The organism is Paenibacillus sp. VTT E-133291 (assembly GCF_002264395.1).
Lineage (GTDB): Bacteria > Bacillota > Bacilli > Paenibacillales > Paenibacillaceae > Paenibacillus_AQ > Paenibacillus_AQ nitricinens.
In genome coordinates, this window is sequence record NZ_NFVA01000049.1 from 1 (window position 1) to 25,193 (window position 25,193).

General features: G+C 45.3%; 25 protein-coding genes. 4 read left to right on the forward strand and 21 right to left on the reverse strand.

Annotated elements, in window-relative coordinates:
• Nucleotides 1-83: 83 nt before the first annotated feature.
• From CA598_RS18835 to CA598_RS18865, 7 genes are all read right to left on the reverse strand, one after another.
• On the reverse strand, nucleotides 84-1,862 hold the full coding sequence (locus CA598_RS18835) for a SulP family inorganic anion transporter (protein ID WP_094877465.1): 1,779 nt from the start codon (nucleotides 1,860-1,862) through the stop codon (nucleotides 84-86).
• Nucleotides 1,863-1,961: 99 nt separating this feature from the next.
• Entirely contained in the window at nucleotides 1,962-2,288 is a 327-nt protein-coding gene (locus CA598_RS18840) for an ArsR/SmtB family transcription factor (RefSeq protein WP_094877466.1), read from the reverse strand.
• A gap of 73 nt (nucleotides 2,289-2,361) precedes the next feature.
• Nucleotides 2,362-2,739, reverse strand: a complete 378-nt coding sequence (locus CA598_RS18845) for a hypothetical protein (protein ID WP_094877467.1) — start codon at nucleotides 2,737-2,739, stop codon at nucleotides 2,362-2,364.
• Between the two features lie 61 nt (nucleotides 2,740-2,800).
• Nucleotides 2,801-4,369 carry a phospholipase D-like domain-containing protein gene (locus tag CA598_RS18850; RefSeq protein ID WP_094877468.1) on the reverse strand — a complete coding sequence of 523 codons (1,569 nt, stop codon included), beginning with the start codon at nucleotides 4,367-4,369 and terminating at the stop codon, nucleotides 2,801-2,803.
• Nucleotides 4,370-4,541: 172 nt separating this feature from the next.
• Nucleotides 4,542-4,835, reverse strand: coding sequence for a putative quinol monooxygenase (locus CA598_RS18855; RefSeq protein WP_094873564.1), 294 nt, complete (start codon nucleotides 4,833-4,835; stop codon nucleotides 4,542-4,544).
• A gap of 27 nt (nucleotides 4,836-4,862) precedes the next feature.
• Nucleotides 4,863-5,504, reverse strand: coding sequence for a nitroreductase family protein (locus CA598_RS18860; RefSeq protein ID WP_094877469.1), 642 nt, complete (start codon nucleotides 5,502-5,504; stop codon nucleotides 4,863-4,865).
• A gap of 42 nt (nucleotides 5,505-5,546) precedes the next feature.
• Entirely contained in the window at nucleotides 5,547-5,975 is a 429-nt protein-coding gene (locus CA598_RS18865; RefSeq protein WP_094873560.1) for a MarR family winged helix-turn-helix transcriptional regulator, read from the reverse strand.
• Between the two features lie 163 nt (nucleotides 5,976-6,138).
• On the opposite strand from CA598_RS18865, the gene CA598_RS18870 reads away from it, so the two are divergent.
• Nucleotides 6,139-6,918 (forward strand): carbon-nitrogen family hydrolase, encoded by a 780-nt coding sequence (locus tag CA598_RS18870; RefSeq protein WP_094877470.1) that lies wholly within the window; start codon nucleotides 6,139-6,141, stop codon nucleotides 6,916-6,918.
• Between the two features lie 71 nt (nucleotides 6,919-6,989).
• Here the strand turns inward: CA598_RS18870 and CA598_RS18875 are convergent, their stop codons facing one another.
• On the reverse strand, nucleotides 6,990-7,919 hold the full coding sequence (locus CA598_RS18875; protein ID WP_094877471.1) for a lipoate--protein ligase family protein: 930 nt from the start codon (nucleotides 7,917-7,919) through the stop codon (nucleotides 6,990-6,992).
• 178 nt (nucleotides 7,920-8,097) lie between these two features.
• Here CA598_RS18875 and CA598_RS18880 point away from each other — a divergent pair, with 178 nt between their 5' ends.
• The gene (locus CA598_RS18880) at nucleotides 8,098-8,982 is read left to right on the forward strand and encodes a CHAD domain-containing protein (RefSeq protein WP_094873554.1); all 885 of its coding nucleotides are present in this window, start codon (nucleotides 8,098-8,100) and stop codon (nucleotides 8,980-8,982) included.
• Nucleotides 8,983-9,004: 22 nt separating this feature from the next.
• On the opposite strand, the gene CA598_RS18885 is transcribed toward CA598_RS18880, so the two are convergent.
• The 9 genes from CA598_RS18885 to CA598_RS18925 form a co-directional block, all read right to left on the reverse strand.
• The gene (locus tag CA598_RS18885) at nucleotides 9,005-10,210 is read right to left on the reverse strand and encodes a Ger(x)C family spore germination protein (RefSeq protein WP_094873552.1); all 1,206 of its coding nucleotides are present in this window, start codon (nucleotides 10,208-10,210) and stop codon (nucleotides 9,005-9,007) included.
• The gene (locus CA598_RS18890) at nucleotides 10,207-11,298 is read right to left on the reverse strand and encodes a GerAB/ArcD/ProY family transporter (RefSeq protein WP_094873550.1); all 1,092 of its coding nucleotides are present in this window, start codon (nucleotides 11,296-11,298) and stop codon (nucleotides 10,207-10,209) included. Before CA598_RS18890 ends, CA598_RS18885 begins: the two co-directional genes overlap by 4 nt.
• A 27-nt stretch (nucleotides 11,299-11,325) precedes the next feature.
• Nucleotides 11,326-13,068 (reverse strand): spore germination protein, encoded by a 1,743-nt coding sequence (locus CA598_RS18895; RefSeq protein WP_256990550.1) that lies wholly within the window; start codon nucleotides 13,066-13,068, stop codon nucleotides 11,326-11,328.
• Nucleotides 13,069-13,278: 210 nt separating this feature from the next.
• Nucleotides 13,279-13,716, reverse strand: a complete 438-nt coding sequence (locus tag CA598_RS18900; RefSeq protein ID WP_094873548.1) for a carboxymuconolactone decarboxylase family protein — start codon at nucleotides 13,714-13,716, stop codon at nucleotides 13,279-13,281.
• Between the two features lie 85 nt (nucleotides 13,717-13,801).
• Nucleotides 13,802-14,677, reverse strand: coding sequence for an RNA polymerase sigma-70 factor (locus CA598_RS18905; RefSeq protein WP_094877472.1), 876 nt, complete (start codon nucleotides 14,675-14,677; stop codon nucleotides 13,802-13,804).
• A 213-nt stretch (nucleotides 14,678-14,890) separates the two neighbouring features.
• Nucleotides 14,891-15,217 (reverse strand): thioredoxin family protein, encoded by a 327-nt coding sequence (locus CA598_RS18910; protein WP_094877473.1) that lies wholly within the window; start codon nucleotides 15,215-15,217, stop codon nucleotides 14,891-14,893.
• A gap of 38 nt (nucleotides 15,218-15,255) precedes the next feature.
• Complete coding sequence (locus CA598_RS18915; RefSeq protein ID WP_094877474.1) at nucleotides 15,256-15,648, reverse strand: MerR family transcriptional regulator; 393 nt, start codon at nucleotides 15,646-15,648, stop codon at nucleotides 15,256-15,258.
• Nucleotides 15,649-15,776: 128 nt separating this feature from the next.
• Nucleotides 15,777-16,412 (reverse strand): ThuA domain-containing protein, encoded by a 636-nt coding sequence (locus tag CA598_RS18920; RefSeq protein ID WP_094877475.1) that lies wholly within the window; start codon nucleotides 16,410-16,412, stop codon nucleotides 15,777-15,779.
• A 41-nt stretch (nucleotides 16,413-16,453) separates the two neighbouring features.
• Nucleotides 16,454-17,176 carry an SDR family NAD(P)-dependent oxidoreductase gene (locus CA598_RS18925; protein ID WP_094877476.1) on the reverse strand — a complete coding sequence of 241 codons (723 nt, stop codon included), beginning with the start codon at nucleotides 17,174-17,176 and terminating at the stop codon, nucleotides 16,454-16,456.
• 324 nt (nucleotides 17,177-17,500) lie between these two features.
• On the opposite strand from CA598_RS18925, the gene ytxJ reads away from it, so the two are divergent.
• Nucleotides 17,501-17,827: a bacillithiol system redox-active protein YtxJ gene (gene ytxJ, locus CA598_RS18930; protein ID WP_042123836.1), complete on the forward strand. Its 327-nt coding sequence runs from the start codon at nucleotides 17,501-17,503 to the stop codon at nucleotides 17,825-17,827.
• Entirely contained in the window at nucleotides 17,824-18,063 is a 240-nt protein-coding gene (locus CA598_RS18935; RefSeq protein WP_094877477.1) for a glutaredoxin family protein, read from the forward strand. Before ytxJ ends, CA598_RS18935 begins: the two co-directional genes overlap by 4 nt.
• 202 nt (nucleotides 18,064-18,265) lie before the next feature.
• Here CA598_RS18935 and CA598_RS18940 read toward each other — a convergent pair whose 3' ends face one another.
• From CA598_RS18940 to kdpA, 4 genes are all read right to left on the reverse strand, one after another.
• A complete protein-coding gene (locus CA598_RS18940; protein ID WP_094877478.1) occupies nucleotides 18,266-20,590 on the reverse strand; it encodes a histidine kinase in 2,325 nt (774 codons plus the stop codon).
• Between the two features lie 201 nt (nucleotides 20,591-20,791).
• Nucleotides 20,792-21,400 carry a potassium-transporting ATPase subunit KdpC gene (gene kdpC, locus CA598_RS18945; RefSeq protein ID WP_094877497.1) on the reverse strand — a complete coding sequence of 203 codons (609 nt, stop codon included), beginning with the start codon at nucleotides 21,398-21,400 and terminating at the stop codon, nucleotides 20,792-20,794.
• A 55-nt stretch (nucleotides 21,401-21,455) separates the two neighbouring features.
• The gene (gene kdpB / locus CA598_RS18950; protein ID WP_094877479.1) at nucleotides 21,456-23,489 is read right to left on the reverse strand and encodes a potassium-transporting ATPase subunit KdpB; all 2,034 of its coding nucleotides are present in this window, start codon (nucleotides 23,487-23,489) and stop codon (nucleotides 21,456-21,458) included.
• A gap of 16 nt (nucleotides 23,490-23,505) precedes the next feature.
• Nucleotides 23,506-25,182, reverse strand: a complete 1,677-nt coding sequence (kdpA, locus tag CA598_RS18955; protein ID WP_094877480.1) for a potassium-transporting ATPase subunit KdpA — start codon at nucleotides 25,180-25,182, stop codon at nucleotides 23,506-23,508.
• Nucleotides 25,183-25,193: the final 11 nt, after the last annotated feature.

Consider the following 25,193-nt stretch of genomic DNA (forward strand, 5'->3'; position numbering starts at 1 on the left):
ATAGTGTGAAACTTATACTTTCTTATATTTAAATAGAAAAAACCGGACGCAGAAACGTCCGGGCTGACTCTTATCTATTTAACTCAAAGACCACTATTTAGTTCAGGTGCAATTACAGGGTTCTTACGCCCTTTCAGACCGCGCATACTTCCCGCCTCTTCCAGGTTGGAGAACGCTGTACACTCCCTAAAAGCGGCATGGCTACATCCAATACACTTGCTGTAATCGATGCTGTTAAGTGCGTCATTAATTGCTTCCCCGGTGCGCGGATAAAACTGAGCCTCTCCTATGGTACTATACAGTCCAGTTCTCTTGAGTAGCTCAAGCGGCTGTGGCTGAATACCTGAGATCATAAGCTTCCCTCCAACGGCTTGTAAATGCCGCACCAGCTCTGCTAAATTGGATTCTCCGGTAGTATCCATGAAGGGTACTTTTCCCATCCGCATTAATATAATTCTAGGCTGATCTGAACCATAGCTTGGCATAGTGTCATCGAATCGATAAGCAGCGCCAAAAAAGAGCGGACCTTCTACCGTGTAAATTCCAATTTGCGGACAATCATGACTCTCCGTAACCATATGTGCCTCTACCTTAACGGACTTCGGATCAGGCAGTACTTTGGCTACCAAATGAACCTCTCCCATTCGTTTCACAAACAGAATAACCGCAAGAATTAACCCCACCTCTACAGCCAGCGTTAAATCTGCAAATATCGTTAACAAGAAGGTGATGAATAACACCAAGGAATCGCCGGTCTTGATCTTAAGCAGATGAAGGAACTCTTTGCGCTCACTCATATTCCAAGCTACTACCATTAAGATAGGTGCCATCGCAGCTAAAGGAATACTGGAAGCATAGGGTGCGAGCAACAGGAGAATTAGAAACACCACCACACCGTGAACGATCCCCGAGATCGGAGAAACAGCGCAACTCTTGATGTTCGTCGCTGTTCTAGCAATTGCTCCTGTCGCTGGTATGCCTCCGAACAAGGGAGCAGCAATATTGGCGATTCCCTGACCGATTAACTCTCGGTTACTATTATGGCGGCTACCTGTCATTCCATCCGCTACAACAGCGGATAACAATGACTCAATAGCACCTAGCATTGCAATGATAAATGCCGGACGAATGAGCAGGGTAATTCGTTCCCAAGTAATGTCCGGAAATCGAAAGCTTGGTAAGGTATTAGGGATATCTCCGTAAGCAGAGCCAATCGTAGTCACTTTACCGCTAAAGAATAACGCAGCAATCACAGTCGCGCACAGAAGACCTACCAATGATCCAGGCACCTTCGGCGCGAATCGAATCGCTAGGATAACGACGGCAAGACAAATCACGGCGGTCAGGATACTGTATCCATTCATCGTCGATAGATGAATCCCTATTTCTTTCATGTTATTTACAAAGCTCTCATGCCGTTCTATATTCCTTAATCCAAGGAAATTTGCAATCTGCCCGGTGAAGATAATGACCGCTATCCCTGCTGTGAAACCAATCGTTACTGGCCTCGGAATAAACTTAATCAATACACCCAGCTTTAATAATCCCATGAGAACTAGAATAACCCCTGCCATCATCCCAGCAATAAGCAAGTTCTCATAGCCATACTCCATCGCAATGGCAAACAAGATAGGAATAAAAGCACCTGTCGGTCCACCAATCTGAAATTTTGATCCTCCGAACAATGAAATACATATTCCGGCAACGATTGTCGTGTAAATGCCATACTCGGGTTTCACTCCGGATGCAATAGCAAATGCCATCCCCAAAGGAATGGCAATCACACCAACGATTGTTCCCGAAATCAAATCCTTACGAAATGCATTCATGTTGTAGCCTTTATATCGGCCCCACCCTGTCATAATCAAACCTTCTTTTCTTTAAATATCTGATTATTTGAATATAAGAAGAACATTACTCTAGGACGCAACTGTTGTCAACGCCAAAATAATGTTATTCCTTTATTCTCCGCGCATACCTTCGAGCAATGAAATGGTACTCACCAGATGGTTATCAAATATTTGTTTAGCTACGACCAGAAGATCTTTAATCAGAGGATCACGTAACGAATAGATCACAGTGGTACCTTCTTTTACACTGGCTACTACATTCTTAGCGCGTAAAACAGCTAACTGCTGGGATACTGCAGAACCTTCCGATCCTAGAATGGCTTGTAGCTCATTCACATTCTTCTCACCTTCGCTGAGCAGTTCCAGTATACGAATTCGCATCGGATGAGCCAGCGCCTTGAAGAATTCGGTCTTAAATTGCTGAATTTCGGTGTTCATAGACTTCTACTCCTCATAGCTTACTTCTGAATCTAATGTTATCTTTGTATGTTATCTTAGTCCCTGATAAGCGTCAAATACTCAAGGGGTAGATGCTCACATTACGAACTTGCACTTCTACAAACACACCAAGCGCCATAGGCTCACCGAGACACTCGAACATTAGTAAACTTTCACCTATTCGCAAAAATCCTGTCCCGTCTTCTTCAATATTCTCCAGCACACCGGTAAAAACAACCTTATCTCCCTCTAACCTAATATTGAACTCACTAGCAGGTACAGGTAGAATATCCACCCATCTCATCAGCAGCTCCGAAAGCTCGAATTCCACATCTGTTTCCGTATCTGGCTCCACAGGAGCACCGCACCAGATCCCCTTACCCTCGCCAAACTCCGTGCGAAAGAATACCTCGTCCTTTTTCAAGCCAAGCTTTGTAATTTTAATTTTCATAGCTATTATTCCACCTTGATCATTTATAACGATCATTATACATGACAATGAACGGATATTATCAAGTGTAATTCTGGGTAACCTTGTTCAGATAAGTACTAGGATGCAGCCAAGGATGCTTAAAGAACTCATTTTTCTTCGTGATTCTCCGTGAGACACCCAGATCATAATCGATCATAGACTTTATCCGCTCTGCGAAGGCCTCCCCTTTCACCAGCATTCCCAGCTCAAAATCGTGGCAGGCGCTTCTCTCGTTGATGTTGTAGGAGCCATGAAATACCGCCTTTGATCTATGGTCATAGGCTATTTTCCAATGTGAAAACCGGCCTGTGAAGCTATAATCATAAAAGGAAACCCCATTGATAAACGGCTTATACATATTGCCTCGTACCGCCGCAGAATTGGTAGGATGATCATTAACCTTCAGCGGATTGCAGATGCTCAGATGACAGGAACAGTCTGGCCCCAGCTCCCCCAGCCGATCCCAGAACTCTTGATCAATCAAATAAGGATTTACAATTATTGTCTCCTCCGTCGCATAGGTAATTAAATTCAAGTAATATTGCTGAATGAAGTTCACTGGATTGCCCGGAAAGCTTGCAAACAGCGTACATTCTTCCTCTCCAAAATGATAATCTACATTCGGCTGGTAGAAGGCATCCTCCACGTCAAAAAAATCACCTCCCAGAAGCAACCAACGGGAATGAAACTTAGCATTTAAAGACTGCGCCGCCGCGCCACGAATCCGGAAGCAGCCATCATGCCACTCCTCTTTTTTACTAGGAATCCCCTGCAGTTGTCCTTCTATACTGACCGCAGATGATGCCTGAACAGGCGTCATGTATGTGTACTGATCCCCAATGTTCAGACTGCCAATAATAGAGGTTACCCCATCAATGACCATAAACTTCCGATGATCAATGACATTCAGTCCAGTGATCTCTACGTCCTCTTGTACTTTATCCTGTAAGAACAGGATGCTTTCCGGTACACCTTGCTGCTCCAGCACCTTCCGCTTCACACGCCATTCTACGGCTGTATAATACGAATTGAAGGTATCCAGCAGTTTAGCTCCTGCATTCTCAAGCCTTTCAGAAATCTTGGAGAATTGGCCAAACGCCAGATTATTCTCATACCCTAATGCTGTCAGGGTGTAATTGACCATGATCCGTACCTTCACCCCCCGTTTAAGAGCGTGAAATAATTCATCTGCAACCAGATTGCCTGAACGGTCATTAAAGAAGAGCATCACGGACAGGTGAATATAATGCTGTGCCTTCTTTATTTCTTCTATGATCATCCCAAGGCACGCAGGTCCATTCACGTAAGGATCTACTTGGTTATTCCATGTGGTTTGTGGGGCTAGAACTGTTAGTTTGTCTGAATCTAGTCTGCCTAAAGCTTCAGTAAGATGCCCCAGCAATTTTGGGCTAAAGCCAGGAACCTGGAATAGCTGCTGACCCTCGGTAATAACTCCGCCAATGGACTGACGATATGCTTTGGCCGCCTCTAAGTCGATCTTCTTTAGCGTACATTCCGCCTCTTCTCCAGCTTCGCCCAAAATCCGGACAAGTGAACCGCCTGATAAATAATAGTTCAAGATGTCGATCATATTTTTCTGTATTTCCATATGTAAGATCCCCTATCTTTTTTGTGAGTACACATGTATCAAGGTAAGGTTAGATACCCTTGAACTCCTCTTTATAAACGGGGAATATAAAAAACAGGAATGCCCGTAGCCATTATGGCTATGGAACATCCCTGTTTAAGATCAACCAGGATTTACTAAGAATCGAGATAACTTATTTCACTTGCTCTGCGCTAAACACTTTTACGTCTAGTGGTGCAGCCAAGAATTCACCAGCTTTAGCTGAGAACGCGGTAAAATGAGGGCTCGTGTTGTGGCTGGATACGGCCTCAGCGTCACGCCAAGTCTCCACCATAATAAATGAGTTTGCTTCTCCAGCATTCTCATACAGCTCGTAAGAGAGATTTCCTTCTTCAGTATGAGTAGCCGTGAGAAGTGTTTTAGACTCCGCCAAAAACTGCTCGCGACGTTCCGGATTTACTTTAAGCACAGCATGAATAATGATCATTGTATTTTCCTCCTAAGGTGTAATTTATTATTTCCACTCAGCAATCTTATCAATAGGCAAACGGACAGATGGATAGCCTGCATCAACAGCCTTACCGATGGAAAGCAGCATTACAGGAACATAGCGGTCTTTCTCCATGCCAAACGCTTCTGCGATTTGATCTTTTTCATAACCGCCAATTGGGTTTGTATCGTAACCATGTGCACGGGCAACCAGCATCAACTGCATCGCAACAAGAGCACCATCGATGAGCACAGTGTCTTTGTTAACTTCATGTGGCAGGGTAGCAAAGTGAGCAGATAATCTAGTCAATTGGTTTTCTTTTACTTCAGCAGGCATTAGTCCACGTTCAACAGCTGTGCCATAAATCTCCTCTGCATAGTCGAAATTGTTCAAATCACCGAAGATGGCAATCATAGCGGCAGAGGTTTCAACTTGTACACCATTAAAGCGAGCAAGAGGCGCTAGTGTAGCTTTAGCTTCATCACTTTCGATGACAAGAAAACGCCAAGGCTGCATGTTCACTGAGGAAGGTGCAAGCGTAGCTTCGGTAAGAATCTGTGTCATCTCTTCTTTACTGATCTTAACGGATGGATCATATTTGCGGATAGAGCGGCGACCCGTAATAATTTCTTTAAAATCATTGGTTTGTGTTTGTGTAGCGTTCATATGTGTATTTCTCCTTTGAATGTGTAATTTGGGTAGTTACAGTTACAACAGATTGATATTAGATTGCAGGCGATTAAGCATATCTATGAGCACTTTTCGCTCCTGATCGTTAAATCCAGTTAGCAGAGTAGCGACAAATCGCCTCTTCTCTTCGCTATATTGAATCATTCTTTCCCGCCCTTGATCCGTCAGTGAGACCAATGTAACCCTGTTATCTGCGGGGTTGTTGCGGCGAGTGATCGTACCACTCTCTTCCATTCCTTTCAAGTGCCGGGTAACGGCGGCCGCATCTATATCCATGCCCTTTTGCAGCGTAATTTGGCTGACTTCATCTACTTGGAATAATTCATGCAGGAGGCGAAGCCGTGTGGGACTAATCCCAGCACATCGTTCGAATTTCGGACAGATTCCCTTGTTTAATGCCTGCAGCAGTTCAAATATGCGGTCTTCCTCAGGATAGTGCTCCGTCAAAATATACCTCCTCCACAAATTAGATTGTACACAATTGTTTTGTATAAAATTATACTAACTTATAATCATTGACCCGTCAACTAATATATCAAATCATTTTTAAAAAATCAACATTGCTTATCACTTTAAGGTGCTATAGTCTTGAACAAAAAGGAGGAATCCTATGAGAATCTCCCTAATTCAGCTGGATATAGCATTTGGCAATCCCGATATGAATTATGCTGCTGTAGCAAATAAAATTAGTGAAGCTGCTGCTTCAGCCCCCGACTGTCTTATTCTCCCTGAACTTTGGACCACTGGCTATGATCTGGCCCGACTAGAAGAAATTGGCGATCCAGAAGGAGAAATCACCAAGTCATTCATCTCTAGATTAGCTAAACAATACAATACCAATATCGTCGCTGGTTCAGTAGCTAGCAGACATGCCTCCGGTGTAACTAATCGTATGTTTGTATTTAATCGATCTGGAGAGCTAGTTGGCGAATACAGTAAGCTGCATTTATTTCAGCTAATGGATGAACATCTATATTTGCAGCCGGGAGAAGACAAGGGTCTCTTCACATTGGAGGGCACATTATGTGCCGGATTAATCTGTTATGATATCCGATTTCCAGAATGGGTTCGCGCTCATACCGCACAAGGTGCAGAAATCTTGTTTGTTAGTGCAGAATGGCCATTATCCAGGCTATCACATTGGCGTGCACTACTGATCAGCCGAGCAATCGAGAACCAATGTTATGTAGTAGCCTGCAACCGTGCAGGAAGCGACCCTTACAACACCTTTGCTGGGCATTCTATGATCATTGATCCTTGGGGAGATATTTTATGTGAAGCTGCTGAAGGGGAAAAAATCCTAACGGGGGATATCGATTTACATATGGTGCGTGAAATTCGAGCACAAATCCCTATTTTTGCAGACAGACGTCCCGACTTATATGATTAAAAAGGACGTAACAGATGCTGGCCTCTCGCCAGCTTTCTGTTACGTCCTTTTTAACGATGCTCAATATCCATTTATCTTTGGGCATAACGTTCATGCAGGACTCGCGCAGCATCCAGAACACGCCGATCTTCATAGTCCAAGAAATATCCGGTCTCCTGCTGTAGCCTGTCAGAGGATTTAAGCACCACTCCACGGTGGGCTAATGCTTGTCTAATGCCTTCGGCAAATACTTCAGTAGCATTCGGTCCACCTAGTTCACCAAGCCCAGCGATCGTCCCTGGACGAACCCGTGGATAAGATAATGCTGAGTCTCCTCCTGAGGCTTGCTCATAGAATTTATGAATGAGCTCACCACGTTCCTGTCCCGAACCCGAAACCACTACAAATGCATGCACGAAATAGGCATTATTTTGTCTGCGCTGAGCAATGCCGCAAAATTTTCGCCCACCGATCGCCAAATCGAAGTCCCCTGGGCAGTAAGAACCAACAATTTCACCAGCCTGAATTTGAGCAGCAGCCTGTGGATGACTCATAGCAACTGCCTCAGTGATCAGAGAAGCCAGAAGCCTAAAGTCATCATGAAAGTCCAGCTTTCCGCGTCCTTTGGGGAGCACTAGCGAAACATTAACAATTCCATCATCCAGAGGCACCGCAGCACCACCGGAATGTCTTACCGCTGTACGAATTCCTTGCTGCTCTAACTTAGCCATCGCTTGAGCCGCGTACGGAAGCTTGCTGTCCCGTAGGCCGAGCACCACACCCCCGGAATGACTCCATAGGTGCAGACTAGGAGGAACAAGTCCCGATCCGACATCCCTGCAAAGGGTCTCTTCAAAGGCGAACGGGATCAGCATCTCCCCGATGCCCCCTGCTTCCTCATCTATACTGTCACTCTTTAAGATTAGATGCTGGAAAAGTCCCATTTCTGCAGGAAGTCCGATGACTTCTTTACTTCTATCAACAGATCCATTGATCATTCCATCGTACTCCCGAGTATCCACCAATTCCCCTCTTTCCCGTATTATCTGTGATATTGTAATCGATCTGCCTCGCTAGTGCGAAATCAGAATTGAAATGAGGTTATGATAACGCTATCCTTATAGTATACGAACATGCCCCAGCTCGAATAGGGGTTAGCCTTAGGTTCATGCTATACACAACGTTAAGGAGTGATGCCGCATGACAGTGGAAGTGATGAAGGAACGACAGTTAACCAAGACAAGACAATGGGAACAGGCACTTAACCTGCTGTATATTGATTTCTGGGATTACTGCCATGATGCACTTAGCAAATTCGATGACGAGGATATTCATCAAGCAAGAGTGAACTGCCGCAAGCTGTTAACACTGCTATCCATTCTCGACCCTGGCCATACTCTAGGGCTATACCCCTTATTTGAAAAAGCCCAAAAGCGATTAGGCAAGGTCAGAGATGCAGACGTTCTGATCGAATCGTTCAAGACTAAACGCAAACACGCCAAGGAAAACGGCGATACAAAGACCGCAGAATTGTTGAAGGCAGTGATCGACCACCAAAAGGACAAGCGCAAAACTTATCGTAAGAAGCTGGCCGATGAGCTGCCTAAGCTAATCAATGAAGATCTAGATGAGAAGTGGAAAGTCTTCCTAAGTGAACAGCTTGAGGCCCTGGTAGCGAAAAAAGATGCCAATGTTGTCATGCGCGAACTTGAGGTAGCTTACGAGCAGAAGAAAAAAGCTTGCAAGGTTATATTTCGTGGACAAGATGCCGAATCTGAAGCAGCCTTCGACGCACTGCATGAGCTGAGGATGGCTGCTAAGGAACTGCGATATACGGCTAGTGCAGCCTCTTTTGCGTTAAATCAAAAATTTCATGCCCATGAGGAAATATATAAGCAGATCCAAGACCAGCTCGGGCTAATTAACGATAAACGCCTCTGGTTAGAAACACTAAACACTATTGGACGTGAAGAACTCGATATCGGCAAAAAAACATGGAATACCTTTACTGAACAATTAAAAACCGAAGTACTTGATGCGCTGCATCAAAATGATGTAATACCTGTCACCCATCACATGAAGTAGCTCTGAATTGTCTGCAACCTTTCTATTCAGCTGTTGTATCTGACGCACCGTATTCTTCAATATTCAGGTTTACTTCATAGGTAATCGGAATTTTGCTGAAGGTTTCGTCCCAGTTAGCCTTGACGCTCCGCCATACGGCTGGATGCTGATTATGTAGGCTGGTGCCGAAACCGGCAGCTTCGGTATGCAGTTCCTTCTGCATTTTTGTTACAGTAGCTTGCACCATTTCCAGGACACGCTTCTGCAGCAAGGCTTTATCCTTCTTTACAATTCCGTCATGTAATTTCTTTGGCTTTTCGGCAAAGACCTCAGCATATCTACCTGTAGATTTTATTTTCACATTAAAAGAAATCTGCCCATTGTTCACATTCGCTTTGATTTTGCTATGCATGGATTTCACCTCATAGGTTAAGAGATTATTGTTATCCGGATCATACGTTTTAAGCACTCCTCCCAGCCCCTTTCCGGTCAGCCAGGCCATCCCCTCCAGCTCCGACTCATCCAAAAAGCCAACAAGTTTTCCCGTTCCGCCGTTGAATACACCCGCTCCTGATAGCTTTGTCTCCTGATCAATAGGGATAACATTTTGCAATAAGAAACTTTTCTTTGCTTGCAAAGGCCCAACTACTTTTGCCAGAGATACCGGCTCCCAAATCCCCATATTCCGGTCTCTGTTATTGAATATGCCTTCAAGTACAAAAGCAGGCGTCTGACCCGGCAGTGCATTTTCCAATACATCTTTGGCCATTCCTTTGCTGACAAATAACATAACACTCGGACGGATATCATTATCCCGAGTAAAGAAATCTATGATTTTAGTAAGGTTATTGGAACGAGCAAGCTTTTCACTGATTATAATGACCTTCAGATGATGGCCAATCGGAGTGCGTCTAGTACGCAGCGAAAGCTGCCGCATCGCTTCAAAGATAGAATCGCTGGTTTCACTCATATTATAGTAATTCTTAAAGGAGGATGAACTAGCAGAAGACTTCATGATCGCCCCTCCTGATCCTTGTGGAATCGTAAATTGATAGGTACTTATTATTTTTTCAGGCTTCTTATGATTTCCACCCTCCGGCTTAGCTGCCTCCTCGCCTCCTGGTTCCTCAGCACTGTCCAGTGCAACACCAATCTGCATGTTTAATTCCTCGATCGGTGTGCTGCTCCAGCAGCCTGATAACAGCGAACATGCGATAGAGAGTACAACCCACAACCTCCATTTTTTCATGAAGCAGCCCTCCGGAAGTATGTGATAATTAACAATGGCAACGGAAGCAATCCGAATAGAATAAGCATACAATCACCGATACCTGTTCCTAAAGCAAACAGAGCATTCACATTTGGTGGAATTCTAGAAATTACATAGACAACCGGAAGTATCGCCAACAAACAACCTTTAAAGTTTTTATGAATGACTTGAGACAACCCTAAAGACGCTGCATAAATGGCAATACAAAAGGTACAGAAGATCTGCATAATCCAGATCACCAACAACAACGACTCAAATCTTTCAAAAATGAGATAGTTCACCTCAAAACTTCTTACAAGATCGAGAAACGGCCAGGTTCTTGTGATCACTCCATCTATAGAAAAAGCCCCTATGGTCGCTACAACAGCTAGGGTATAAAATATCGTCGAGATACAGGTTCCAGCAATGATTACCTTTACTGCTTTTTGAGGTTTGTCCATAAAAGCAACAATGAACAGCATTGCTTCTCCAGCTGTAAAGGTTAGGATGGTTGGTCTGATCCCTTTCCACACAGGCTCCAATCCATCTCCAAGTATTGGTAGAAGGTTGTTGAGGTCAAAAACTTCAAAACTAAGCAGACAAACCCCAATAAATACTGTCCAGGTGATTGGAACAATGAGTCTGCACATACTAGTGATCGCATTAATTCCTCCTCTGCATAAATAGAAGGCAATCCACATAAAAGCAGCCACAATCGCCCAAGGAGGTGTACCTTCCAGTAGAAAAAAAGAGGTTACCTCCTGCACCGAACGTATCTCAAAGCCGGCGATACTGATAAAATAACCCACGACTCCTATAGTAAGAACTATTCCGAGTGGTTTGCCGATAATCTTCCCAATATATTGAAAAAAAGTTTGACCTGGAAACCGTTGACTAAGCTTCACAATAATCAATCCTGACAAAAAAGAGATTACTCCCCCTAACAAAATACTTATCCATACATCTGGACTGCCACTGGCCTCTACAATGGTCCGAGGAAGCGTAAGTACCCCTGCCGCAATCGTATAATTGGCTAGAATGATCGTCGCTTGAATAGCAGTTATTCGGTCCTTTACCTCGGCGCTCATGTACTCTTCCTCCTTTACCTAAACTTCTTACCCTTTACGCAAAGGGTCCTTTGGTTTCAACAATGTAGGCCGCCCGGTTAAAAATTGCAAAGGCATACGGAATATAAAATCTTTCCAATTGACTGTCTTATTCGGGACTGCCAGACCAAGATAGGGAACACCAAAACTCTTCAGCTTAATTAAATGACTACTAAGCAAAAGAAAAAAAAGTACAACTCCGTATAATCCAAAGATCGCTGCAAAAAACATGGCTGCAAACCGGAGCATTCGAAGCGTCATCCCTGCACTATACATTGGCATAGAGAAGGACGAAACAGCCGTAACTGAAACTACAATGACTAAGATAGGACTCACAATTCCAGCTTCTACTGCGGCTTGTCCGATGATCAGACCGCCAACAATCCCCATTGCCGGACCGATAGGTTTAGGCAAACGAAGTCCAGCCTCCCGTAAGATTTCAATCGAAATTTCCATAATCAATGCTTCGATCAATACAGTGAAGGGAACGCCTTGCCTGGAGGCAATAATGGAAATGGCCAGCTTTGTTGGAATCAATCCAGGTTGGAACGAGAGAAAGGAGATATATAGTGCCGGCGCAAACAATGATATCATTGCCGCAAAAAAACGTAACAGACGTAGCAGCGACCCTACCATCCAGCGATCGTTATAATCCTCTGGCGATTGCAGTAACATCCCGAAGGTAACCGGCATAATCAAGGCGAAGGGCGTACCATCAATTAAGATAGCTACTCTTCCTTCCAGGAGTGCTGCCATTACGCGGTCTGGTCTTTCTGTATTCTGAATCTGCTGGAAAGGACTGAAGCTATTGTCTTCGATTAATTGCTCCACATAACCAGATTCTTGAACATCGTCTATATCTATCGTTTTAATTCTTCGTTTGACCTCTTCTACAAGCTCATCATTCGCAATATCTTTGATATACGTTAGGATCAATTCCTTCTGCATTCTCTTTCCTACAGTAAAAGAAATCATCGCTAGCTCCGTACTCTGCCCGTGTCTACGCAGCATTGCCGTGTTGTCGCTTAATGTCTCATTAAATCCGCTTCGCGATCCCCGCAAGACTGCTTCAGATTCTGGCTCTTGAATCCCTCTAGTAGCCCCCTTTGGACTACTAAGCACAAAAACCTCTGATATCCCCTCTACGAGCAGTATGGCAGATCCAAATAACACTTTTTGAAGGGAGAGGTATACATTATCCGTGAGCTCAACTTCCGAAATGAGCAATATTTCATGGATGAGAATATCTTGTAGATCTTTCGCTTCCGGTATGGTATTCATATCCTTAAAAGGCTGATACGCATTCATTAACGGCTTTAATATATTCTGATCCATTTTGTCTTTGTCCGTTAGCCCGTCTACGTACAACAACGCTGCCTTTGTCTGTATGCTTCCGATTCGCAATTCCCTTATATTCACATCATGCATATCCGCACTGATCTCTTTGAATGTCTGCAAATCCTCGTTTAAATGACCACTGTAAGTTAATCTTTCACCCTTATCCTTAGTTACTTTATCTGTGCTTTGCTGCTCCTTAGACCCTTCTGAGATGCTTTTCCCTCTGGATGCTTCTCCATATGGAACTCCCCCACCTTTGCTGCCTATGGCTTTTTTAGCCCTGGTCGTTATTCGATCTTCTTTAGCTTTAGCCCAACTTATTGATCGAAGTATGATAAACGGGACGCAGAAGATCATAATCCCTTGGAAAACCACTTCCCAACTTGGAATTAATTCTATTACCTCATTCCACACCGCTAACACCTCCTTCGTAGCTGTGACCGTATTTTTTACCGAAGATGGATAATTCATGCATACAAAAAAGACCCCACAGTATGGGGTCTCCCTAAGTTAAACTTCATATGATCTTTAGAGCGTCATGAGATCATCTTCAGATCCCATAATTAACAAATTTCAGAGATGGTAAGGTGCTAGCCTTCGGCGTTCGGCTGACGTGATTAAAGTTTATTGCGGCAACATGCGAGTGGTGATCGCGATGCGATTCCATGCATTGATTGTAACAATTGCCATGATGATCTCGCCAAGTCGCTTAGTATCGAAATGGCGCTCCGCTTCCGAATAGACATCGTCCGGTACATGTCCTTGCGTCACGAGCGTAACCGATTCGGTCAGGGCAAGCACTGCGCGCTCCTCGTCGCTGTAGAACGGCGCTTCACGCCATGCGTTCAGCATGTAGATGCGCTGTTCCGACACGCCTGCCTTGCGGGCATCCTTCGTGTGCATATCTATACAGAAGGCGCAGCCGTTAATTTGTGACGCTCTGATTTTGATTAACTCCAATAGCGACTTCTCCATGCCTGTCGATTGTACGAACGCTTCAAGACCCATCATTGCTTTGTATGCGGCTGGGATTTCACCGGCCAGATCCATTCTTTGTTCCATGGGGATAGCTCCTCTCCGGCTATAGACCGGTTATCTTTTGATTGTTTCACTAATAAGACAATGCAGAAGCTCCGTTTGTGACAGGTTACCCCATTCGTTGTAATTTATCGGGATTGAGTACGATATAAATATGCTCGATCCGCTCCCCGGCCGTATCAAGCTGGAAGCTTATCGCCTTAAGCGGCCGGCCATCCCGATAGATGACGATGCCCAGCTGGCCGTTAAGTAGCACCATCCTTTGCGAATCTCCGAGGAAGCCCTTCGTAATGACACCTTCAATGAAAGCTTGAACACGATCTCTGCCCGTGATGGTGAAGATCGCTGCGCGAACTTTACCACCGCCGTCCGACGTAAGCAGCGCGTCCTCGGCCAGCAGACTAACAAGCGCATCGACGTTGCCGCCTCGCGCAGCTGCAAGGAATGCTGTCGCTAGAGGTGTTGCCTGAGCCGTATTATCTGGTAGAATGGGCGATTGTTGATGCAGCTTATCATTAGCGCGGCTAAATATTTTTCGACAGTTGGCTTCTGATTTTCCTAATACATCGGCAATTTCGCTATATTCGAAAGCGAAGGATTGGCGCAAGATGAAGACGGCTCTCTCGACAGCCGATAAATGTTCCAGCATGACGAGCAGGGCGTAGGATACATTTTCATCGTGATCGAAGAGATCAGCAGGATTATCGCCGCTTCCATTCGTAAAGCTGACGAGCGGCTCCGGCAGCCATGTGCCGACATATTGCTCTCTCCTTATACGGGCGGATTGCATATAGTTGATGCAACGATTTGTAATCATACGGATTAAGTAAGCTTTCGGATGGGTGATATCTATTGTTTGTAGCTTGCTGTACTCGATGAATACGTCTTGAACGAGGTCCTCTGCATCTGCTATAGAGCCGGTCATACGGTAAGCGATTGCTTGCAGCAGAGAGTGATAGTTGGTATATGCGACCTGAAAATCCATACGGGCTACTCCTTCCAAAGCTGTGCCTTTCATACCGTCACGGCTCACCGCGGCGTCTACATCGTTCAGCGGATGATCAACAATATAGACGCTCTCCTAGGGCTTTACGTCTAGCCTATCGAGCGTACGCAGGAAAATATCCGGATGTGGCTTATTAATGCCTTCTCAGCTTGAGATCAATATAGCATCAAAATACAACGAAATTCCAATGCCCTATGCTTGAATAACCTTGTTCAATATCCCTTGGTAGGCTGCTATCGGACGTAAGCCAACCAACTTTTCCATGGGTTGCCCATCTTTATATACAATGACTGTAGGCATCCCCATAACACCAGCTTCCCCAGCCAGATCCGGCAGTTCGTCACAATTCACCTTTACGATAGAAACATCGTCTCCATATTCTTGATGAAGGTCCTCCAAAAGGGGCAGCAGTACCTTGCAAGGGGGACACCATGGCGCACCGTAATCTACCAACACCGTTCCACCACCGCGTATTTCTGCTCGCACCCAATCAGCGCTATCTGCATTTGAAATAGCCATTTGTCTTTCCTCCTCATAGTTTTCATCTCCAGCAGTACCTACTCCAAACTCTCCAGTGTACATGCCTCTAAACTACACTCGTTCTGCTCTCGCAAGATAGATGCCATTCTTTCTTCCAAATTGTGCTTAATCTGATTCAGTTCTACAAGCTGACGTTCAATCTCTTCAAGTTTACTGTGGTATAGTGGCATCACTTCTGCGCAGAAGGCTTCTTTGTTCTTCAAGACACAATGTAGAAAGCCCGCAATCTGTTCTGTGGACAGACCCAGGTTCAAATATAATTTAATCGTTTCTACCGTCTCCACAGCGAGTGGAGAGTACTCCCGATATCCATTGGCCTGACGGATCGACGAGATTAATCCTTGACTCTCATAATAACGAATTGACCGGACGCTTACGCCCGTTAATTTAGCAAGCTCACCTATTTTCATATCATTCTCCCCGGGGTTCATGAGAATTGTTCTACCCCAGTATAAACCCTGACACCAATGTCAGAGTCAACAAAAAAAATCCAACCGTAGTTATCCCACAGTTGGATTCATTATGATGTTACAACATCCTACAATAATCCTGCCGCCCAAAGCCCGCCTCTACGAATCATTTCGCGGAATGGCTCTACCGAAAATGAAGGTAAATGGTGCCCCGGCATTAAATAAACTACCCGCCCCAGGCCAAATTCATGACACCAAGCCGCTTGTCGCATCGCTCCCTCATGAGGATATTCAGCGAGCACCGTCGTTTCAAAATGAGGATGCATCTCAAAATAATATGGCTCATCTTCAATCACAAATTCTTCAATTCCCTGCATAATGGGATGCTCACGTGCGGGAATGGACATCTGCAGAGAAGTAAACTCTGGATGATGGGTGAAATGTGCGCCCAGCATAACACCAAGCTCCTGATTCCGTTGTAAGGAAATTCCGTTATGTACCACTAGCAGTCCGCCCCCGCCAGCCACATAGGATAGCAAAGCAGCGCTTTGTTCCACCGGGATTTTGTCATCCGAAAATTCGGTGTAGGAGATTACCAGCTTGTGGTCAGACAACGTTTTATTATTAAGAAGCCCGTAATCCTCTGAAGAGAACACCTGAAGATCATTGGCCAGTATTTGCTCAATCTCCCGGTCCACGCCTGCAAAGGGGTGATATTTAACCTCCCCGTAGCTTCCAAGTGCAAGTGCTTTTAGTGTAGACATATGATCAGCGCCTTTCTTCTTATCTTATTTGAGATATCGTACTACCACGGCCAAGAGCTTCCATCCATATCCAGATAGGCCGGTTCCTCGCCCATATATTTTGAATGATTCAATACAAGACCGATAATCTGCTCTGCCGACTTTTCCGGTGTCGTGTCCGCTTGCTCATCCTTCTTACCCTGCATAAAGGTCTGCAGCCAGCCGGGATGGAACACCATTACTTGACCGCCAAGTGTTCTCAGATGATTATGCATCAAGGAGGACTGCATATTTAGTGCTGCCTTCGACATACAATAGCCATACATATTGATACGCTTATTTCGGGCAATACTACCCGCTTCCGAGGAAATATTGACGATTAACTTATCCTCACTTTGTAGCAGCAGTCCCATAAGTGCATTGCTGACTCTTAACGCGCCAAGCGTATTTACATTATATATTTCTGCCATGCCTTCATCATCCAGCTCTACCAGCACAGTAGCATTATCAGCAGAACGAATAATCCCTGCATTATTAATAATAATATCGATATATCCGGTTTTACTTGCTATTACTCTTGCAGCCTGTTTCACACTGTCTTTAATACTGATATCTAGGGGGATAAGCTCCAGTTGATCAGGATATCGCTCTTTAAGCGCTTTCAAATCTTCTGATTCTTTCAAAAACTGTCCTGCAAATACGGAGAACTGTTTGGCCAGCAACGAGCGTACGAGCGACAGTCCGAGCCCCCGGTCTGCTCCAGTTACACATGCAACTCTCTTCATTCTTCTGAACACTCCTATCTCCTAGCGATATGGTTAGGCATGTTGCTTCTGTCCACCTTAGCATGCTGAACTCTTTTTTTCAACGCAATTGGTTTCAGGTATAGCGCCTCTTGTGCAAGCCTTTAAGAATCCTTTTTGTTTTAATTTTGATATATGTTACAATCATGATTACAGGTTGTTAACAACACAATTGTTAGCAAGCAATAACGCCTTCAGCGTCCTTTAGGACGGTAAGCGTTTATGCGAGAAATATAAGGATAGTGTATAACGTGAAGCTTATACTCTCTTATATTTCAAAATAACGATCCCAGGAGGGTGATACCTATGTCTATTCAACAACTCCATACGCTGGAGGATCTTGAGCAATATGTAGCTAAGCCTGGCAAGAAGCTGCTGTTCAAACACAGCACGACCTGCCCGATTAGTGCTAAAGCTAATGAAGAGTTTCAGGCTTATCTGAAGGATGCGGATACTGCCGCTGCAGTGGTCTTAGTCATCGAGGATCGTCCCGTTTCCAATCAAATTGCTGAGGATTTTGGCATCAAACATGAATCTCCACAACTCTTCCTGCTTGAGGACAATGAGGTTCGCTGGAACACTTCCCACTGGAAAATCACAAGAGATGCAATCAAAGAGGCTGTGAACCAATGAGTGAGCCAGTGATTGTCTATTCAACCGCAGGGTGCAGTGACTGTAATTTGGTTAAAACCTATCTTACAGAGCAGGGTATCCCTTTTGAAGTAAGAGATGTTATGACCAGCACAGTCTATCAAGAGGAAGTTGAGAAGCTTGGATTCATGGGCGTTCCTGTCACTGTAGCAGGGGATCAAGCGATCAAGGGATTTAATCTTCCTGCGCTCAAAGCACTCATCGGAGCTGCCCAATAATTCAGCCATTAAACTATTCAGTACATGATGTAATTCATAGCTGTAAAAAAAGGGTATCCTCATAGCCAATCGGCTTGAAGGTACCCTTTTTCAAAATATAAGAATCTATAATTTTCACGCTATACATTATCCTTGTATTTCTCGCATAAACGCTTACCGTCCTTTAGGGACGGCGAAGGCGTTTTTATTTGTTAGTCTTAGTCTATGCTTCCACACGTATGAGATCTGCCACGACCAGCACATCCACGTTTCTGGCAGAACGCAGAATCTGCTTGGTAACATCGCCGTGAATACTTTTTCGCAGCCAGGAGCGTTGTGATTGACCGATAATAATCTGAGTGCTCTGCAAAGCTTGAGATCTTTCAAGCAGCAAGGACGCCACTCGGGCAGGAAGCGCGCTCTCAATCATCTTAAACGTCCCACCCAGTCGTTCCGTCAATTCCTTTAAATCAGTTATTCGTTTATCATAAACGGGTCCATGCTGTTTAAATTCCTGCACATACGTAACATACCAGCAAGCTTTTAGACGATATGCGATCCGAAAACCACGCCGAATTAAGCGCTCCGCATGATCCCCCAAGGTGATACACACATAAATGACTTCCTCACGCCGCCAAGGCCCCCGTAACGAACCGACACGTTCCCAGGATTCCAGCCGCTCATCCACATCGTCAGCAATTTCCCGCAACGCCAGCTCCCGAAGGGCGATCAAATTCCCGATTTTGAAAAAAGCCCCCAGCGCCTGATCCACCTTGGCCATGGCATATATTTTCCCATCCTTCATTCGTTCTTGAAGCGTCTTGGGTGATACATCAATAAGTTCTACCTCGTTAGCCCGCTGTAGAATGCTGTCCGGAAAGGTCTCTCTTACTCTAACTCCTGTAATTTGCTCTACGGCATCATTCAGGCTTTCTAAATGCTGCACATTCACAGTAGAGATCACAGATATTCCCGCATCGAGCAGCTCCATAACATCCATATACCGTTTCTTATGTTTGCTGCCTGGCATATTGGTATGGGCGAGTTCATCCACTAGGACGACTTCTGGATTACGCTGTATGATAGCTGCCGTATCCATCTCCTCAAGGACAGTCCCTCGGTACTCTATACGTAGACGTGGTAGGATCTCCAGATCACCGATTTGTTCAAGGGTTTCTTGGCGGCCATGCGTTTCAAGAAGTCCGATCACAACATCAATCCCTCTCTTCAAGAGATCGTTCCCTTCACGCAGCATCTTGTAAGTCTTGCCCACACCGGGAGCAGCCCCAATGTATACCTTAAAGGTTCCTCCGTGAATCGCATCGATTTTATCCTTTACTTCCTGGCTGCTTAATCTGTGATAGGCATCCGCTTTCCGTTCATTACGACGCTGCCGGGTTGGAAGTACACGTTCTCCCTCTCGGTCTGCGCGATCCGCCACGAAGAACACATCCACACCTCTGATTTGCTTCAGTAACGAATTGGCGATCGAACCTTTCCATAACTCCTGCCAAGCGGTCTGGTTGGAGTGTCCCATAACGATCCGGGTAATGTTGTGCCGGGTTGCGTATTTTACCAACAGATGAGGGATCTCCCTTTTCGAGCGAAAAGTTATCTCTTCCATAGAGGCACCAATCTTCTCGGTCAGCTTCCAGAGGGAGCGCTTAAAGGTTGCTGCTTCTTTAGAAAGGGTGAGACCCTGCTTCGAGAATGACACCACTGAAAGATCCCCATTTAACCGCTTGGCAATCTGCTGTCCACGGCGGATATGGATCGAGCCATTCCAATAATACTGTGCCGATACCAACACCTTTTCTGCGATCCCTGAAGCTCCCAGCAGCCCCTGTTCTTCTCTGTGTTTCTCCAGTGAATCATTAACATCTTCAGCGACCATTCTAAGTGCCAGTTCCCGCAGCTTGCTTATATTCCCCTTGTTAAAAAGCGATCTTTGCTGATGTTTACTTAAATGGCCGTCGGACAAGCGCTGAAGTATCTTCTCCGGCGTCACATCAATTAGAACGATATCATCGGCAAGGGTAAGCACCTCAGCAGGAAGGGAATGCTCTACCTCAATTCCGGTCCATTTCCGCACTAAATCCGCAGCACCCTCCAGTTCGTATACGTTTACAGTTGTGATAACACTTATCCCATTGCTCATTAAGTATTTGATATCGTCCAGTCTTCCAGATCTTTCCGCACCCTGGCGATTCTGGTGGGCCAGGCCATCGGTCAGCACAACCTCAGGATTACGAGCCACAATAGCTTCCACATCAAGATCCTTCTTCTCGAACTCCTTCTGGAACCAATGAATACTTGGAATCCGTTCCAAATCGCCCAGCTGATCCTTAGTTTCTGGGCTTTGATTCGTTGAAACTGCACAGATCACGACATCAATTCCCTGCGCTTTAAGTGCCTGGCCCTCACGCAGCATCTGATACGTCTTGCCCGAACCACTAACTGGTCCTATATAGATCTTAAGACGTCCCCGATGCAGCTCATAGATAGAGAGCAGCAGTTCCTCCGGCGTCTTCCTCCGGTATGTTCCCATCCAGACCACTCCTTAATAACCCCGATCATGCATGTACTCTTCTGTTCCAAGAAGAAACGACGTTGTCGTCCTTCAAAGATGACAGCCGTTTCTCGTAGAAATATAAGGATGATGAATATGTGAAACTTATACTTTCTTATATTTTAGAAAGCAAGATATCCCTGCCCGATTCTAATGATCTGGCAGGGACATTTACTATATTTATTGGTTCGATAATTTCAGAAGCTCCATGTTCAGCTTCAACACATTTACCCGTTCTTCACCGAACAGCCCCAAGTCCCGACCCTCAGTATGCTTATTCACGAGCTCTTCCAGCTGTGAGGCAGGAACACCGGTTAAGTTGCTAATTCGAGGAATCTGCACAATAGCCGAAGCAGGTGTAATATGCGGATCCAGCCCCGAACCCGAGTTGGTTACCAGTGCCACTGGTAATTTATTCACAGGCACATCCGGGTTATCGAGCTGCCACTGCGTAATGAAATCCTTGGTCCGCTGCAGCATATCCGGATTGGATGGAGCGTAGTTATTGGAGCCTGAAGCTTCTGCTTTATACTCAATACTAGATACACGACCATGAAATAAAGCCGGGTTCGTAAAGTTCTGCCCGATGAGCTCCGAGCCAACGACTACTCCAGCATCATCCTTAAGCAAGCTACCGTTCGCTTGCGACGGCATCAGAACCTGGGCAAGCGCTGTAGTCGTCAGAGGATAGATCACTCCGCAGAGAACAATAAATATTAGACTTAGTCGTACAATAATAAAGAAATAAGCACCTTTCGATGATGATAACTGCTCTTCAGTGTCCACCATAGCGTTTACTTTATTCACGATGCTCTCACCCTTTCAATGATTAGTCAACACGTCATTAAATCCATACACTTACGATCATATCAATGAGCTTGATGCCCGCAAAAGGAACAACAACTCCGCCTAGCCCATAGATAAAAATATTACGTCCGAGCAGCTTCGTAGAGCTCATAGCTTTATACGAGACACCCTTCATAGCCAGTGGGATGAGCAGCGGAATAATAATCGCATTAAATATTAATGCCGATATAATAGCCGAGCTTGGTGAGCCTAGCCCCATTACATTCAGAGCTTCCATTTCCGGAATGGCTAGCATGAACATCGCCGGAATAATAGCGAAATACTTCGCAATATCATTCGCAATACTGAAAGTTGTCAACGCGCCCCGCGTCATCAATAGCTGTTTACCAATCGCAACGACCTCAATAATCTTCGAAGGGTCAGAATCCAAATCAACCATATTTGCCGCTTCCTTAGCGGCTGTCGTACCGCTGTTCATGGCTAAGCCCACATCAGCTTGTGCAAGGGCAGGGGCATCATTGGTACCATCCCCTGTCATCGCAACCAGCTTGCCTTCGTTCTGTTCGCGGCGAATGACTGCTATTTTATCCTCAGGAGTACTTTCAGCGATAAAATCATCTACACCCGCTTCGCGGGCAATTGTAGCTGCGGTCAGCGGATTGTCGCCCGTACACATGATGGTCTTGATCCCCATTTTCCGCAGCTCATCAAACCGCTCTTTCATGCCTGGCTTAACGGTATCCTTCAAATAAATAAGTCCATAGATCCGGTTGTCTACTGCAACCGCTAACGGGGTTCCCCCCATTCGGGCGATGGCATCAGAATTACTGTCCAGATTCGCGGGAATGACCCCGCCTTTCGACTGCACCCATTTCTTCACGGAGTCTACCGCACCCTTACGTACGCAGCGTCCATCTTGGAGATCAATACCACTCATCCGAGTTTCCGCTTTAAACTCTACGAATTCCCCGCCTTCAGCAAGCTTGTTGTCATAGCTGCGTTCCAGCTTCTTAGCCAGTTCAATCACAGAGCGTCCCTCAGGCGTCTCATCCTTTAAAGAACTGATGGCCGCCCATGCCGTAAGCTCCGCTTCCAATTCATTTCCAACAGTTACAAATTCACTCGCCATCCGGTTCCCAAAGGTAATCGTACCAGTCTTATCTAGGATCATCGTATTAATATCGCCAGCAGCCTCGACTGCCTTACCCGACATCGCAAGTACATTAAACTGTGTCACCCGGTCCATACCCGCTATTCCGATTGCCGAGAGTAGTCCCCCGATGGTAGTCGGAATCAGACAGACCAACAAAGCGATCATCACGGGAATATCAAGATCAACACCTAGATAAGTTGCAATTGGCCGCAAGGTCACTACTACAATCAGGAAAATCAGCGTCAAACTGATCAAAAGCGTATTTAGTGCGATTTCATTCGGTGTCTTCTGACGTTTCGCCCCTTCAACAAGGGAGATCATTCGATCTAGAAACGACTCACCAGGATCACTTGTAATTCTGACTGTAATCTCATCACTGACGACCCGTGTACCACCTGTAACGGATCCAAAGTCCCCACCAGCCTCCTTGATTACAGGTGCAGATTCACCTGTAATCGCTGATTCATCTACGGAAGCTAGCCCTTCAATCACTTCACCGTCACCAGGGATGAGTTCTCCCTGACTGACGATGACAATATCTCCTTTACGCAGCTCGGAGGAAGAGACTGTCTTCACCGCTCCTCCAACCAGTTTGTTAGCTGTGATATCTTGTTTTGTTTTTTTAAGCGAATCGGCTTGGGCTTTACCCCGGCCTTCCGCCAATGCTTCAGCGAAGTTCGCAAATAGCACTGTGAATAGCAGAATGAACAACACAGTGATATTAAAGCCTATCGATTGCTCTGCATTAAAATATCCAGGAGCCAGCACCATGAGGAGGACAATGATCGTACCGACCTCTACCACGAACATGACTGGATTTTTGATTAGCGTTACTGGGTTAAGCTTTATAAAACTATCCTTTACAGCGCTAAGGAGTATGGGTCCCGTCAGCAGTTTTTTTCTTTTTACAGTACTCATCTTATTCTCCCTCTTCCTACCGTAAGGTTAGATATTCTGCAATGGGACCGAGTACAATGACCGGCAGGAACGTCAACGCACCAATAATCACTACGGTACCAATCAGAATTCCCGTAAACAGTCCATTGTCTGTGCGGAACGTGCCAATCGTCTCAGGAACCGGCTTCTTCTTAAGCAGAGAACCTGCTACCGCCAGCATTGCGATAATAGAGACATAACGACCTAGCAGCATGACAATCCCGGTTGTAACATTCCAAAAGGTTGTGTTGTCCGCAAGTCCCTCAAAGCCTGAACCATTGTTCGCGGCAGAAGAGACATATTCATATAACACTTGACTGAGCCCATGGAATCCAGTGTTCGTAATCGCTCCTTGCCCCAAATCGGTCAGGAATGCACCTGCGGTTGGCACAAGGATAATGAATGGATGAACAAGGATCGCAATGGCAATCAGCTTCATCTCCTTGGCCTCTATCTTCCGTCCGAGAAACTCCGGTGTTCTACCAACCATCAATCCACATAGGAAGACTCCCATGATGGCATACATCAGCATATTAATTAGTCCGACACCTTTCCCACCGAAAACATTGTTGAGCATCATCAGTGCAAGAGGCGTAATGCCTCCCAGTGGCGTCAGCGTATCATGCATATTGTTAACACTACCTGTTGTAGCTGCGGTTGTTACTGAAGTAAACAAGGAAGACTGCGGTATGCCAAAGCGTACCTCTTTCCCTTCCATACTACCTTGTGAAGATTCAATTCCTAGTGCATTGATCGCAGGGTTGCCCTTTGATTCTGCATAAAAGTTCAGGCTTAATAGCAGTACGAACAAGGTCATCATCGCAGTAAAAATCACCCAGCCCTGACGTTTGTTCTTCGCAAACAATCCGTACATATAAGGTAGCGAAGCCGGCAGCATCCACATGGAGAGAATCTCCAGAACATTCGTAAGTGGATTAGGGTTCTCAAAAGGATGTGAGGAATTAGCCCCGAAGAAGCCGCCCCCATTCGTGCCCAAATGTTTGATCGATTCCAAAGAAGCGACTGGCCCGATAGCAATTTGTTGGGTTTGCCCTTCCAGAGTAGTGACCTCAAGCGAAGGCTTTAGCGTTTGCGGCACATGCAAGCCTACCAGCACCAATGAAACTAACAAAGCTAGTGGAATGAACACACGAATATGTGCTTTGACGAAATCCTCGAAGAAGTTCCCGACTGATTTCTGGCCTGTGATCCCTCTGACAAAAGCAACCGCAACAGAAAATCCGCTCGCTGCAGACGTAAACATCATCATCGTGATGACAGCCATTTGTGAAAAATACGAAAGACCCGTCTCCCCGCTATAATGCTGCAGGTTCGTATTGGTCATAAAGCTGATCACCGTATTGAATGAAAGCGTCTGTTCCATATCTGTAATTCCATTCGGATTTAGCGGTAATCCTCGCTGTAATCTAAGAACAATATAACTGAAAGTAACGAGTACGATATTCGTTAAAACAAAGCTGAGCGCATACTTCTTCCAGGTCATACCGTCCCGTTGTTTCAGGCCGATCAGCTTATAAATTCCTTTTTCCATACCTCCAAACCATCGATCCGTACGGTTCGGTTCATTAGAAAATACATGATATAAATATGTGCCCATCGGCTTAACCAGCAAGATGAGAATCACAATTACAACAACAATTTGTAAAATGCCCATGAATGCCCCTC